The 13,855-nt window shown below is 66.8% G+C and carries 9 protein-coding genes; 5 read left to right on the top strand and 4 right to left on the bottom strand.

The window, feature by feature from the left end; genetic code table 11:
* Positions 1 to 4: 4 nt before the first annotated feature.
* The 4 genes from KT882_RS26395 to KT882_RS26410 all read right to left on the bottom strand — a co-directional run bounded on the left by KT882_RS26395 (position 5) and on the right by KT882_RS26410 (position 7,615).
* Entirely contained in the window at positions 5 to 1,099 is a 1,095-nt protein-coding gene (locus tag KT882_RS26395) for a LacI family DNA-binding transcriptional regulator (RefSeq protein WP_161074624.1), read from the bottom strand.
* Between the two features lie 122 nt (positions 1,100 to 1,221).
* On the bottom strand, positions 1,222 to 3,408 hold the full coding sequence (locus tag KT882_RS26400) for an alpha-glucuronidase family glycosyl hydrolase (RefSeq protein WP_228893709.1): 2,187 nt from the start codon (positions 3,406 to 3,408) through the stop codon (positions 1,222 to 1,224).
* Positions 3,409 to 3,428: 20 nt separating this feature from the next.
* The gene (locus KT882_RS26405; protein WP_228893710.1) at positions 3,429 to 6,290 is read right to left on the bottom strand and encodes a glycosyl hydrolase 115 family protein; all 2,862 of its coding nucleotides are present in this window, start codon (positions 6,288 to 6,290) and stop codon (positions 3,429 to 3,431) included.
* A gap of 113 nt (positions 6,291 to 6,403) precedes the next feature.
* Positions 6,404 to 7,615, bottom strand: a complete 1,212-nt coding sequence (locus tag KT882_RS26410; protein ID WP_228893711.1) for an SGNH/GDSL hydrolase family protein — start codon at positions 7,613 to 7,615, stop codon at positions 6,404 to 6,406.
* A 132-nt stretch (positions 7,616 to 7,747) separates the two neighbouring features.
* Here KT882_RS26410 and KT882_RS26415 point away from each other — a divergent pair, with 132 nt between their 5' ends.
* The 5 genes from KT882_RS26415 to KT882_RS26435 are packed head-to-tail and all read left to right on the top strand — an operon-like array spanning position 7,748 to position 13,814.
* Complete coding sequence (locus KT882_RS26415; RefSeq protein WP_228893712.1) at positions 7,748 to 9,142, top strand: enolase C-terminal domain-like protein; 1,395 nt, start codon at positions 7,748 to 7,750, stop codon at positions 9,140 to 9,142.
* A gap of 20 nt (positions 9,143 to 9,162) precedes the next feature.
* On the top strand, positions 9,163 to 10,362 hold the full coding sequence (locus KT882_RS26420) for a fumarylacetoacetate hydrolase family protein (protein ID WP_228893713.1): 1,200 nt from the start codon (positions 9,163 to 9,165) through the stop codon (positions 10,360 to 10,362).
* A 31-nt stretch (positions 10,363 to 10,393) separates the two neighbouring features.
* Positions 10,394 to 11,161: an SDR family NAD(P)-dependent oxidoreductase gene (locus KT882_RS26425; protein WP_161074659.1), complete on the top strand. Its 768-nt coding sequence runs from the start codon at positions 10,394 to 10,396 to the stop codon at positions 11,159 to 11,161.
* Complete coding sequence (locus KT882_RS26430) at positions 11,158 to 12,042, top strand: SMP-30/gluconolactonase/LRE family protein (protein WP_228893714.1); 885 nt, start codon at positions 11,158 to 11,160, stop codon at positions 12,040 to 12,042. Before KT882_RS26425 ends, KT882_RS26430 begins: the two co-directional genes overlap by 4 nt.
* Entirely contained in the window at positions 12,042 to 13,814 is a 1,773-nt protein-coding gene (locus KT882_RS26435; protein WP_161074618.1) for an IlvD/Edd family dehydratase, read from the top strand. The genes KT882_RS26430 and KT882_RS26435 overlap by 1 nt, the downstream gene beginning before the upstream one ends.
* Positions 13,815 to 13,855 lie beyond the last annotated feature (41 nt).

The following is a 13,855-nucleotide window of genomic DNA, read 5'->3' on the forward strand; positions in this document are numbered from 1 at the left end:
TGCCTTACTTGGGCGCCAGCTTGATCGGCGGGCGCATGCGCGGCGCCGCGTCGGACTGGCGGCGTATCAGCGAAAAGTCCATCAGCACATGCTCGGGCGCTTCCGGCGCGCCGTCGCGCAGCGCGCGGATCTGGCGCACCAGGTACTGCACCGCCGCTTCCGCCATGCCGGTGATCGGCTGGCGCACGGTGGTCAGCTCTGGCCAGATGGTGGTGGCCAGCGCCGTGTCATCGAAGCCGGCCACGGTCAGGTCGCCCGGCACGTCCAGGCCGAGGCGGTGCGCGATGGCCACGGTGGCCGCCGCCATATCGTCGTTGCTGGCGAAGACCGCCGTGGGGCGCTGCTCCAGGCCCAGCAGCAGCTCGGCCGCGTCCAGGCCGGAACGGTAGGTGAACATGCCCTGCACGGTCAGCTCGGGCGCGTCCTGCGCGCTGCGGTCGGCAATGGCGGCCTTGAAGCCGGCCAGGCGGCGCGCGCTGGCGGTCTGGTTCGGATGGCCGATGACGAAGCCGATGCGCTGGTGGCCCAGCGTGATCAGGTGCGAGGTCATGGCGTAGGCGGCCTGGTAGTCGTCGATGCTGACGGCGCACACGCGCGGGTCCGGCTGGCCGCAGGCCACGGTGACGGCCGGCAGCGAGGACTGCGCGATCATGTCGATCAGGCCCGGCATGTCGCACAGCGGCGGCGGCAGGATGATGCCGTCCACGCCGTTGTCGATCAGGCGCTGGGTCTGCTCTTTCCAGTGCTCGCCCGCTTCGCACTTCTCCACTACCAGCTGCACATTGTTCAAGCTGGCCTGGTTCAGCAGGCCGACCAGGAATTCGCTCAGGTAGCCCGCGCTCGGGTTGCTGTACAGGAAGCCAATGCGGATGGGCCGCGAGCCGGCGAGGCGCCGGGCGGCCTGGTTGGGCACATAGTTGAGCGCGGCCACGGCCTCGTCCACCTTGCGGCGGGTGCTCTGCCGTACCTTGGTGTCGCCGTTCATCACGCGCGACACCGTCATCGGCGACACGCCGGCAAGTTTCGCCACGTCGGACATGGTGGGGACGCCGGAGCGGGACTCCGCTCCCGCGGCTGCTTTCGCCTTAGTTCTTGCCATCTGCTCAGAAAACCTGTGTTAAAAAGTGGACTTTACCACAAGCGGCAGTGTTAAAACTGTCCGGCCATATAACAAACGGTCACATTTATGTTACCGCAATCATTTGGCCGGACCGCCGCCCGCTAGCCGCGTCCGGGGGCGTAGGGGAATTTCAGCGACTTGTAGTAATCGAGCGGCATGCCGGGCGCCTTCACGCCGGCCGGCAGCGCCAGGCCCGATACCGACTGGAAGTAGGCAATGCTGGCGTCGCGCCACCACACCGCCTCCTGGTACTGCTTGTCCAGCAGCACGGCCACGTCCTCATGGCGGCGCGCGTCGATCAGCGGTTTCAAACGCGCCCAGCGCTGGCGCATGTCGTCCACTTGCGCCACGCCGCTGTCGTATCGAACCAACAACTCTTCCCACAGCTTGCGGCCGGACGCCATCTTGTAGTCCCACGGCAGATGGTGGAACCACAGCAGCATGGTTTCCGGCGTGCTGCGCGGGTCGGCGTACTGGCGCGCCAGGCCCGGCGCGTACTGCGCCACGGCGTTGCTGCCGCTGGCGCTGCGGTCGAAGCCGATGCCGCCCTTGTCCGCGCGGTGGTAGTAGACCGGGTTCCAGTCCGGGCGCTCCAGGTTGGCCACCCACGGCGCGGGACCGTGGTGGTGGCCGGTGCCCATCAGGTGGTGCAGGCCGAGCGGCGTCATGTAGTTCACCACGGCCTCGCGCGACATCATCATCATGTCCGTCACCTGCGCCACGGCGGCGGGTGCGGCCGAGAAGGTCTGCGCGGCCCACTCGCGCGCCAGCGCGCGGGCGTCCGCTTGCGGATTCCAGGCCAGGCGGCCGAAGGCGTACCAATTAGCCTGGTCGAAGTGCGAGCCGCTCCAATTGCGCTCGCTGCCGATATTGGCCACGCCGGCGATGCCGGTCAGCTTGGAGCCCTGCGCGCCCGCCTCCAGGATCTGAGCCACGGTGCCGGCGCCGGTGTGCATATCGGTGCCCAGCGTTTCCTGGTACATGGTGCCGAGGTAGGCCAGGTGGGTGGCGTAGCCCAGGTATTCCTTGGTGATCTGGAATTCCATCATCAGCGGCGTGTTCGGCATGGCGCCGAACAGCGGGTGGGCCGGCTCGCGCGGCTGGAAGTCGATGGCGCCGTTCTTCACCTGCACCAGCACATTGGCGTCGAAGGTGCCGTCCAGCGGCTTGAATTCGCTATAGGCCTGCTTGGCGCGGTCGTCCGGCTTTTCATGCGCGTAGACGAAGGCGCGCCACATCACCACGCCCTTGTGCGGCGCCACGGCCTTGGCCAGCATATTGGCGCCGTCGGCGTGGCTGCGGTGGTAGTCCTGCGGGCCGGGCTGGCCCTCGGAGTTGGCTTTGACGAGGAAGCCGCCGAAGTCGGGAATGGATTTGTAGATCTCGTCGGCCTTGGCTTTCCACCAGGCGGCGACGGCGGGGTCGAGCGGGTCGGCGGTCTTGGTGGCGCCCAGTTCCAGCGGCGTGGAAAAGCGCGCCGACAGGTAGACCTTGATGCCGTAAGGGCGCAGCGATTCCGCCACGGCGGCGGCCTTGGCGATCCACGGCGCGGTCAGGATGTCCGGCTTGGAGTTGACGTTGTTGAGAACCGTGCCGTTGATGCCCAGCGAGGCGTTGGCGCGCGCGTAGTCCAGGTAGCGGCGGTCGCGCACTTCCGGCAGCGCCCACCAGTTCCAGATGGACTCGCCCGCGTAGCCGCGCTCCACGGTGCGGTCCAGGTTGTCCCAGTGGTTCAGCACGCGCAGCTGCAGCTTGGGAGCGGAGCGCTCGTCCAGCGCCGCCAGGCCTTCGGCGCCAATGCCGATCTTGCGCAGCAGGGCGTAGGAACCGTACAGCAGGCCGATGTCGCTGTTGGCGGCGACCAGCGTGACCTTGTGGCCCTGCAGGCGCGTGCTGCGCAGCAGATAGCCTTCCCGGCCCAGCGTTTCCAGTTTCAGGTCCATGCCGGACAGCGCGGGCATGGACGCGGGCGTGGCCAGCACCACGGCGCCGTCCTGCACGGACGCGGCCAGCGGCGGCTCCTTGCCCAGCAGGCCGCCCAGGCCGCGCTGCAGCTCGGCGACGGCGGCTTGCACCGGCGAGGCCGGCGCGGAACCGGCCGGCGCGGCCGGACCGAAGGCGACGATGGACGACGCGGCCGCGCGCACTTGCACGCGCGCCGCCTTGTCCATCGGTCGGTAGCGCAGCCAGAGGTCGTAGCCGTCCTCCGTGGCGCCCTGCACGGCGTGGGCCGGCATGGCCAGCAGCAGCGCAAGCAAAGGCATGAGCGCCTTGAACATTGTCTTCATCTTGTCTCCGTTACGTGGTTTTACGGGGCTTTCGGGCTTTCTTGCGGGCCGAGATAGCTTGGTTTCAGGCCGCCTGCGTCGATTACCAGTTTTTGCAGCACCAGCGCGGGGTCCACCGCCCAGAACTTGAGCGTGTGGGCGCCTGCGGCCAGTTTGTGTTTGGTCTTGAAGACGACCGCGCCGTCCGACACGGCGCGCTCCCAGAAGCGCTGCGAGGCGTCGGCATGCACGTTCACCACTTGCGGCGCTTCGCCGTCGAAGGACACGGCGTAGCGGAAGCCTTCGCCCGGCTGGAACTTCAGCGTGGGCGCCAGCGTGGTATGCAGCGTCACTTCGCCGGGCGTGAGCAGGTGCACCTTGTATTCCAGGCGCATGCCTTCGGCCGCGCCGGGCAGCGACAGCGCGGCGCTGGCGGGCAGCGTCGTCATGGCGGACAGGGTGCGGCCATGGTCAGGAATGCGCAGCCATTGCCAGCCTTCCTTGGCCACCGCGTTCGCATAATGCTCGGCTTCGATGGAGACCACGCCCTGCGATTCAACATAGCTGCCGGACGCCGCCTGCACCGCGCGGCGCAGCGGCACCTTGACGCGGGTTTTGCTGCCCGCGCCTTCCACCGTCAGCGTGGCCTCGGTCACGCCGGGCGGAACGTCCGCCCAGCGCACGTCCACCGTGATGCGCTTCTCGCGCACCACGCGGCCACCCGGAGTGCTCAGCACTATCCAGGGATCGCTGGCGGTAACGGTGTAGTTGAACGCCAGCTGGCCGCGATTGAACACCTCCAGCCAGCGCGTCTGCTTGTTGCCGGCTTCCAGTGCGGGCAGCGTGAGCTTGTCCCCGTTCTGGCCCGGCCAGGCGAACTCGCTGCCCTCCACCGCCACGCCCAGGTCGCCGGCCTTGGGCAGCTGCAGTTCCGACACCGCCGGCATCACGTTGCGGGGAGGCTGGTTCCAGTAGGTGTAGCCCAGGTGGGTCTGCGACATCATGTGGTTCCACTTGCCGTCGCTAACGTCTTCCATGTACTGGCGCGCCAGTTCCGCGTCCTGCTTGAACAGGCCGCGCACGCGTTCGGCCAGGTCGTTGGTGAAAGCGCGCCCCTGCCTGGCGTACAGCTGGTTCTGCGCGGCGAGCGTGTACATCTCATTCACCACCGCGCCCGCGTTCACAGGGTACTGCACCAGCTGGAAGAAGGCGTCGCGCTGCTCGGACGGCAGGGCGGCGTCGATCTTGTTGGCGCGCGCCGCCAGGTCCTTGTACTCCGCCGTGATGCGCGCGGCCTCGTTGTAGTTCACCTGGCTGTAAGTGCCCGGCTCCAGCTGCTCCGGCTTGCGGCGGCCGTTGTACTTGGTGTACTTGGCCACGATGTCGGCGATGTCGTCCGCGTACTCCGGGCTGAACTCGCGCGCAGCCCACAGCTTCAGGTAGTCCGGCAGGCGCTCGGCGGGCCAGGCGGATGGGTTCCAGGCGTAGCTGAGGAAGAATTCGATCGGCACTTCCATCGGCTTCAGGTCGCCCACGTTGACGATCCACATGCGCTTGGCGTCGTATTCCCAGGCCAGGCGCATCTGCTCCCAGATCTTCGGTATCGGCGTCACGTTCAGCCATTTGTAGGAGCGCGGGCCGCCCACGTAGTCGAAGTGGTAGTACACGCCAGCGCCGCCGGAACGCTTGCGCTCTTCCGGCGTGGGCAGGCGGCGGATATTGGCCCAGTTGTCGTCGCACCACAGCAGCAGCACGTCGTCCGGCACGCGCATGCCCTTCTCGTAGTATTCCTGCACTTCCTTGTACAGCGCCCATACCTGCGGCACCTTGCTCATGTCCGGATTGATCTGCTGCGCGATGATTTCGCGCTGGTCCTTCACGATGCGCTCCAGCAGCGCCACGTTGGATTGCTCCGACATCGGCTCGTCGCCGTCGCCGCGCATGCCCAGCGTGACGATTTTTTCCGTGCCCTTGGAGGCGCGCAGGCCGCCGCGCCAGAAGTCCTTCAGCACCGTTTCGTTCTTGCTGTAGTCCCATGCGCCCTTGCCGTAGCGGTCCCATTCCTTGTGGGCGCGCATCATGGGCTCGTGGTGCGAGGTGCCGATGACCACGCCGTACTCCTCGGCGCGCACGCCATTGAGCTTGTCGTCGTCGAAGAAGGCGGCGTCCCACATGGCGGGCCACAGGTAGTTGCCGCGCAGGCGCAGCAGCAGCTCGAACACTTTTTCGTAGAACTTGTGGTTGTAGCCGCCGTATTGCTGCTTGGCCCAGCCTGTGAGCGCGGGCGCTTCGTCGTTCAGGAAGATGCCTCGGTACTGCACTGCGGGGGCGTCGTTCACGCGCGCGGGGGCGCTGGCGTAGATGGCCTGGCGCTGCTTGGGCGGCACGTCCGCCCACCAGTACCAGGGCGATACGCCTATCTGCTCGGAGACTTCGTAAATGCCGTAGATGGTGCCGCGCTTGTCGCTGCCGGCGATCACCAGCGCGCGCTCCACGCCGGGCATGGGGTTCTTCAGGGTCTGCACCTGCCAGGCTTCCCACTTGCCCTTGATGGCGGAAACGTCCAGCGCGCCGGAGCGCACCAGCTTGTCGATCAGCGCGCTTTTGCCGACGGTGCCGATGATGACCACGTCGGCGCCCGCTGCGGAGGAGCTTTTGACCAGCTCGGGCAGCGTGCCGCCCACGCGCTTGATGTCGCTTTGCAGGTCGGCGACGGCGCGCAGCACGCCGGTGTGGTCGGAGGAATCCACATACAGTTTGGCCACGCCGCCGTCATGCAGCAGCCCCACGGCGTTGGCGTCCGTGCGCTCGAAGGCTACAAAGGGTTTTTGTCCCAGCGCAAACGCGGGCAAGGCGCAGGCCAGCGTGAGGACAGCGCAGGCGGCCCTGGTGATGAATTTCATTCGTTTTGTCTCCGAGCGGCTCTCAAAAAGCCTGTATTTTATTATCTTGCTATGGCCGTATGGACGCCTGCACGGCGGGTTACGGCGCTGCGCGCCTAACCCGCCCTACGGTGTTAAGACGCCTTGCGAAACGCGCACTGGCGCAGGGCGTTCAGCGGCACGCTGTCGGCCATGGCGCGGAAGCCGGCTGGCGAGGGGTGCAGGCCGTCGCCCTTGTCGCGTTCTTTCAGCAGCCGCGATGGCTGGGCGGGGTCGCGCAGGGCGGCGTCGAAGTCGGCCACGCCGTCGAACACGCCGGAGCTGCGTATCCAGTTGTTCAGCGCCACTCGGTCGGCTTCGTTGTCCACATTGGGACGGTAGTAGTCCGAGCCCATATACGGCGAGATGGTGCCGCCGATGACGCAGACGCCCTGCGCATGCGCGCGCTCCACCAGCTGGCGGTGCGCCGTCATCAGGTCGTCCAGCAGCTTTTTGCGCGCTTCCGGCGTGTCGTCGCCGTTGCGGTGCTGCCCGCCCAGGTCGTTCACGCCTATCATGACGATGGCGTGGGTGACGCCGCTGCGGGAAATCACGTCGCGGTCGAAACGGGACACCATATTCGGTCCCAGGCCGTCGCGCAGCATGCGGCCGCCGCCTATGCCGGCGTTGACCACGCCCATGCTCTGCCCTTCGCGGGCGAAGCGGGCCGCCAGCAGGTCCGGCCAGCGGTCGTTGCCGTCCGTGGTGGCGCCGTGGCCGTCGGTGATGGAGTCGCCGATGGCAACCACCGCGCCCACGCTGCGCGGGGCCTGCACTTCCACGTCCGCCAGCGCGTACCAGCGTTCCACCTTGGTGGCGCCCGGCCATTCGGCCTCCACCACGCGGTTGCCCTTGATGACGAAGCTGTTGGCGCGCGAGCCGGGATGGCCGGTCTGGCGCGCAGGTTCGCCCTTGAAATACATGGAAATGGCCAGGTCGGCGCCGGGCTTGAGGTCGAGCGCGACCGGGTCGCTATAGTATTCCCCGCCCGATGGTATCAATACGCTATTGCGGCCATTGAAGGTAAGGGAGCGCGAGGTGCCGCCTTCCACATCCGGCTTGCCCGGCCCCTTGGACAGCGCCACCGCCGCGCCTTCCAGCACCAGCGGGGTGGCGCCAAAAGTATTGCTGATGCGGACGCGCAGCTTGCTGCCGCCCAGCGAAAGATGCACGATCTGGCGCAGGCTGCCCTCGCGCCAGTGTTCGGCGGCCAGCTCGTTCTGGCCTTCGGGCACCATCACTGCCGTGCCCCAGGAAGCCACCCAGTGCGCCTCCGTGGCGGGATCCGCCTTGTCTTTTGCTGCCACTTCGGCAACCGCTGCAAATGCACCGGCTGCAAACAACAGGCCGGAAAACCAGCCGTACAACTTGTGTTGACTTGACCGCATAAATCCCTCACACTTAGGTTATGGTAGCGCTATTCATTTTAGGACAAAGCGATGGTACACGCAACAAATCAAATTAGCCCAGGCAGCCCCAAGGTAATTGAAATGCAGGTCATCCCGGTAGCGGGCCATGACAGCATGCTGCTCAACCTGTGCGGCGCCCACGCGCCCTACTTCATCCGCACGCTGGTGCTGCTGAAAGACAGCGCCGGCAACACCGGCATGGGCGAAGTTCCGGGCGGCGCGGGCATCCTGCAGGCGCTGGAAAAAGCCGTCCCGCTGGTAGTGGGCACCGAGATCGGGCGCTTCAACCGCACGCTGAACGCGGTCCGGGTGTCCATCGCCGGCAAAGGCGGCGGCCATCAGCACCAGGTCACCTCCGCCGCCGAAGCGGCGGTGCTGAAGCAGCCGCACGAAATCAACCTGCGCCTGGAAAACGTGGTGACCGCCATCGAAGCGGCGCTGCTGGACCTGATGGGCCAGCACCTCGGCGTGCCGGTGTGCGAACTGCTGGGCGCCGGCCAGCAGCGCGACAGCGTGCCCATGCTGGCTTACCTGTTCTACATCGGCGACCGCCGCCGCACCGACCTGGCCTACCTGGAAAGCACCGGCCCTGAGCATAGCTGGTACCACATGCGCCACCAGGAGGCGATGACGCCGGAAGCCATTGCCGACCAGGCAGCGGCCACGGTGGAAAAATACGGCTTCCGCGACTTCAAGCTGAAAGGCGGCGTGATGCACGGCGCCGAGGAAATGGAAGCCATCCGCGCCATCAAGAAGCGCTTCCCCGATTCGCGCGTGACGCTGGACCCGAACGGCGCCTGGTCGCTGGACGAATCCATCGCGCTGTGCAAAGGCCAGGGCCACATCCTGGCTTACGCGGAAGACCCTTGCGGCCCCGAGAACGGCTATTCCGGCCGCGAGATCATGGCTGAATTCCGCCGCGCCACCGGCATCCAGACCGCCACCAATATGATCGCCACCGACTGGCGCCAGATGGCCCACTCGCACCTGCTGGGCGCCGTCGACATTCCGCTGGCCGACCCGCACTTCTGGACCATGCAGGGTTCCGTGCGCCTGGCGCAGCTGTGCCACGACTGGGGCCTGACCTGGGGTTCGCATTCGAACAACCACTTCGACGTGTCGCTGGCCATGTTCACCCATGCCGCAGCCGCCGCGCCGGGCCGCATCACCGCCATCGACACGCACTGGATCTGGCAGGAAGGCCAGGAGCGCCTGACGCGCGACCCGCTGCAGATCGTGGGCGGCGAAGTGCAGGTGCCGCAGGCGCCTGGCCTGGGCATCACGCCGGACATGGACCGCATCATGGCCGCCAATGCGCTGTACAACAAAGTGGCCACCGGCGCACGCGACGACGCCATGGCCATGCGCTACCTGGTTCCCGGCTGGACCTATTCGCCCAAGCTGCCCAGCCTGGGCCGCAACTAAAACAACTAAAGGATAGAGACATGGCATTTGCACAAATTACCCAGCCCCTGCCTGCCGACCTGGCCGGCGCCCTGCTGATCGGCCGCGTATGGCGCAGCGGCGCCATCAACGGCCCTTGCGTGGTCGTGGTGCGCAACGGCGAAGTGTTCGACATCACGGCGCATGCGCCCACCGTGTCCGAACTGTTTGAACGCAGCGACGTGGCAGCCTTCGCGCGCACCGTGCAGGGCGAATCGCTCGGCCCCGTGCAGCGCCTGCTGGACAGCGCGCTGGCCGTGAACCCGGACGCGGAAGTGCCGCAGTTGCTGGCCCCGAGCGACCTGCAGGCGCTGAAAGCCTGCGGCGTGACCTTCGCCGTGAGCCTGCTGGAACGCGTGATCGAAGAACAGGCCGGCGGCGACAAGTCGCGCGCCGACGCGCTGCGCGCCTCCCTGCTCGACACCATAGGCGCCGACCTCTCCAGCATCAAGCCCGGCTCGCCGGAAGCGGAGAAGCTGAAGCAGCAGTTCATCGCGCGCGGCGCCTGGTCGCAATACATGGAAGTGGGCATCGGCCCATACGCCGAGGTGTTCTCCAAGTCGCAGCCCATGTCCGCAGTCGGCTTTGGCGCGGACGTCGGCCTGCACCCTGAATCGAAGTGGAACAATCCGGAACCGGAAATCGTCCTGGCCGTCAACAGCCGCCGCGAAGTGGTCGGCGCCACGCTGGGCAACGACGTGAACCTGCGCGACATCGAAGGCCGCAGCGCGCTGCTGCTGGGCAAAGCCAAGGACAACAACGGCTCCTGCTCGATCGGCCCCTTCATCCGCCTGTTCGACGGCGACTTCACCATCGACACCGTGCGCAACGCCGAAGTACGCATGGTCATCGAAGGCAAGGACGACGGCTTCCGCCTGGACGGCGCCAGCTTCATGCGCGAGATCAGCCGCGACCCGCTGGACCTGGTGTCGCAAACCTGCGGCGCCCACCACCAGTATCCGGACGGCTTCATGCTCTTCCTGGGCACCATGTTCTCGCCGATCAAGGACCGTGGCGAAGCCGGCGCCGGTTTCACCCACCACATGGGCGACCGCGTGACCGTCACCAGCCCGGCACTGGGCTCGCTGGTCAACCACGTATTCCGCAGCAACGAGATCACCCCCTGGACTTTCGGCGTTCGCGCCCTTTACAAAAACCTGGCGGGCCGTGGCCTGCTGAACAACTCGAATGGAGCCAATTAAGATGGCGGCGCAGCAAACTGAACGCAAACCCATGGTCTACGCCACCTACCACGACCTGGCCGAAAAGCTGGTGGTCATCACCGGCGGCGGCACCGGCATCGGCGCGGCCATGGTGGACGCCTTCGCCAAGCAGGGAGCGCAAGTGGTGTTCCTGGACATCGCCGAGGAAGCCTCGCGCGAACTGGAGCAGGCCCTGGCCGGCTGCCCGCGCCCGCCGCGCTTCATGCGCTGCGACCTGACCGACCTGGACGCGCTGGGCAACGCCTTCGCCGCCATCCAGATCGATTTCGGCAAAGTGGACGTGCTGCTCAATAACGCGGCCAACGACCACCGCCACCAGGTGCAGGACGTCACCGCCAAGTACTGGGACGACAGCCTGGCCGTCAACCTGCGCCACCAGTTCTTCTGCGCGCAGGCGGTGGCGCCCGGAATGAAGGCCAAGGGCGGCGGCGTGATCCTGAACTTCGGCTCCATCTCCTGGCACCTGGCGCTGCCGCAGCTGTCGCTGTACATGACGGCCAAGGCCGCCATCGAAGGCCTGACGCGCGGCCTGGCCCGCGACCTGGGCCCGGACGGCATCCGCGTCAACACCATCATCCCCGGCTCGGTGAAAACCCCGCGCCAGATGGCGCTGTGGCACTCGGCGGAAGACGAGGCAGCCATCCTGAACGCGCAGTGCCTGCACGAGCGCGTGGAGACCGAGGACGTGGCCGCGCTGGCCCTGTTCCTGGCCTCCGACAACGCCGGCCGCTGCTCGGGCCGCGACTACTTCGTCGACGCGGGCTGGTACGGCGCATGAGCATTTCCGCCCAAGGCCCGCAATGCATCTGGGAGCTGGGCGCCAAGCTCGGCGAAGGTCCGTTCTGGCACGCCGCCGAAGCGGCGCTGTACCTGGTGGACATCAAGGGCCGGCGCCTGCACCGCTGCGCCGAAGACGGCAGCGCGCGCCAAAGCTGGGACATGCCGGCCGAAATCGGCTTCGCCCTGCCGATGGAAGGCGGAGGACTGGTGTGCGGCCTGCCCGGCAAGCTGCTGCGCTTCTCGCCTGAAACGGGCGCATTCACGCCGCTGCTTGAACTCGAAGCCGACATCCCCGGCAACCGCCTGAACGACGGCTACGTGGACAGCCAGGGCGCCCTGTGGTTCGGCTCCATGGACAACGGCGAAAGCGCGCCCACCGGCGCGCTGTACCGCCTGTCCCCGGACGGCGCGCTGCAGCAGAAAGACAGCGGCATCGTCATCACCAACGGCCCGTGCCACAGCCCGGACGGCCGCACCTTCTACCATACCGACACGCTGGGCAAAGTGGTGTACGCCTACGACGCGGGGCCGGACGGCACGCTGTCCAACAAGCGCGAGTTCGTGCGCACGACCGAACCCGGCCACCCGGACGGCTCGGCGGTGGACTCGGAAGGCTGCGTGTGGGTCGCCATGTTCGGCGGCGCCCGCGTGGACCGCTATTCCCCGGAAGGCAAGGTCGTAGCGACCGTCGCCTTCCCCTGCCCCAACATCACCAAGGTGGCATTCGGCGGCGCGGACCTGCGCACCGTTTTCGCCTCCACCGCCTGGAAAGGCATGACGGACGAGGCGCGCGCCGCCCATCCGCAAGCCGGCGGTGTATTCTCGTTCCGTGTGGAGACCCCGGGACAGCAGCAACATAAATACAAAGGAAGCCTGTAATGACTCAGAACCGCCGCTACCGCTCGCAAGACTGGTTCGACAATCCGGACCATATCGACATGACCGCGCTCTACCTCGAGCGCTTTATGAACTACGGCATCACGCCGGAAGAACTGCGCAGCGGCCGCCCTATCATCGGCATCGCGCAGTCGGGCAGCGACATCAGCCCGTGCAACCGCATCCACCTGGAGCTGGCCAAGCGCGTGCGCGACGGCATCCGCGACGCGGGCGGCATCGCCATGGAATTCCCGCTGCACCCGATTTTTGAAAACTGCCGCCGCCCCACCGCCGCCATCGACCGCAACCTGGCCTATATGGGCCTGGTGGAGATCCTGCACGGCTACCCTATCGACGCCGTGGTGCTGACCACCGGCTGCGACAAGACCACGCCCGCGCAGATCATGGCCGCCGCCACGGTGGACATTCCTTCCATCGTACTGTCCGGCGGCCCGATGCTGGACGGCTGGCTGGACGGCGAGCTGGTAGGCTCCGGCTCGGCCATCTGGAAAGCGCGCCGCCGCCTGGCCGCAGGCGAGATCGACAACGAGAAGTTCCTGCAGATCGGCGCCGCATCCGCGCCGTCGGCTGGCCACTGCAACACCATGGGCACCGCGTCGACCATGAACGCCATCGCCGAAGCGCTGGGCATGTCGCTGACCGGCTGCTCCGCCATTCCGGCGCCCTACCGCGAACGCGGCCAGATGGCCTATGAAACCGGCCGCCGCATCGTGGAGATGGCCAAGCAGGACATCCGCCCGTCCAGCATCCTGTCGCGCGAAGCCTTCCTGGACGCCATCGTGGTCAACGCCGCCATCGGCGGTTCCACCAACGCCCAGCAGCACATCGTCGCGATGGCGCGCCATGCGGGCGTGGAGCTGCGCGAATCGGACTGGATGGAATACGGCCACGACGTGCCGCTGCTGCTGAACATGCAGCCTTCCGGCAAATACCTCGGCGAGCGCTTCCACCGCGCCGGCGGCGTGCCCGCCATCATGTGGGAGCTGGAACAGCAAGGCAAGCTGCGCTCCAAGCGCGCCACCGTGACCGGCAAGACCATGGCGGAAAACCTGCAGGGCCGCGAATCGAACGACCGCGAAATGATCACCCCTTACGACCAGCCGCTGAAAACCAAGGCCGGCTTCTTCGTCCTGAAGGGCAATCTGTTCGACTTCGCCATCATGAAGACCTGCGTGATCTCGCCGGACTTCCGCGCCCGCTACCTGGAACGCGCCGGCTCGGAGAACGTGTTCGAGTGCCGCGCCGTGGTGTTCGACGGCTCCACCGACTACCACAACCGCATCAACGATCCCTCGCTGAACATCGACGAGAACTGCATCCTGGTGATACGCGGCGCAGGCCCGGTGGGCTGGCCCGGTTCGGCCGAGGTGGTGAACATGCAACCGCCGGATGCGCTGATCAAGCGCGGCATCCTGAACCTGCCGACGCTGGGCGATGGCCGCCAGTCCGGCACCTCGGACAGCCCGTCCATCCTGAACGCGTCGCCGGAAAGCGCCGTGGGCGGCGGCCTGGCTTATGTGCGTACCGGAGACACCATCCGCATCGACCTGAACACCGGCAGCTGCGATATGCTGATCACCGAAGAAGTGCTGGCGGCCCGCAAAGCCGAAGGCATTCCGGCGGTGCCTGCCAGCCAGACGCCGTGGCAGGAGATCTACCGTTCCACCGTGGGCCAGATGCACGACGGAGCTTGCATGGAATTGGCGGTAAAGTATCGCGGCGTAGCGGACAACATGCCGCGCCATAACCACTAGGCGGCTCTGGCGGGTTACGCGCCTGGCGGCGCTAACCCGCC

It is taken from the genome of Pseudoduganella aquatica, from assembly GCF_020865585.1.
Classification (GTDB): domain Bacteria; phylum Pseudomonadota; class Gammaproteobacteria; order Burkholderiales; family Burkholderiaceae_D; genus Rugamonas; species Rugamonas aquatica_A.

Bases quoted from the DNA above. Each gene is read 5' to 3' on its own strand.
- KT882_RS26435 (WP_161074618.1), top strand. From the start codon at position 12,042: ATGACTCAGAACCGCCGCTACCGCTCGCAAGACTGGTTCGACAATCCG.
- KT882_RS26430 (WP_228893714.1), top strand. From the start codon at position 11,158: ATGAGCATTTCCGCCCAAGGCCCGCAATGCATCTGGGAGCTGGGCGCC.
- KT882_RS26400 (WP_228893709.1), bottom strand. From the start codon at position 3,408: ATGAAGACAATGTTCAAGGCGCTCATGCCTTTGCTTGCGCTGCTGCTG.
- KT882_RS26420 (WP_228893713.1), top strand. From the start codon at position 9,163: ATGGCATTTGCACAAATTACCCAGCCCCTGCCTGCCGACCTGGCCGGC.
- KT882_RS26405 (WP_228893710.1), bottom strand. From the start codon at position 6,290: ATGAAATTCATCACCAGGGCCGCCTGCGCTGTCCTCACGCTGGCCTGC.
- KT882_RS26415 (WP_228893712.1), top strand. From the start codon at position 7,748: ATGGTACACGCAACAAATCAAATTAGCCCAGGCAGCCCCAAGGTAATT.
- KT882_RS26395 (WP_161074624.1), bottom strand. From the start codon at position 1,099: ATGGCAAGAACTAAGGCGAAAGCAGCCGCGGGAGCGGAGTCCCGCTCC.
- KT882_RS26425 (WP_161074659.1), top strand. From the start codon at position 10,394: ATGGTCTACGCCACCTACCACGACCTGGCCGAAAAGCTGGTGGTCATC.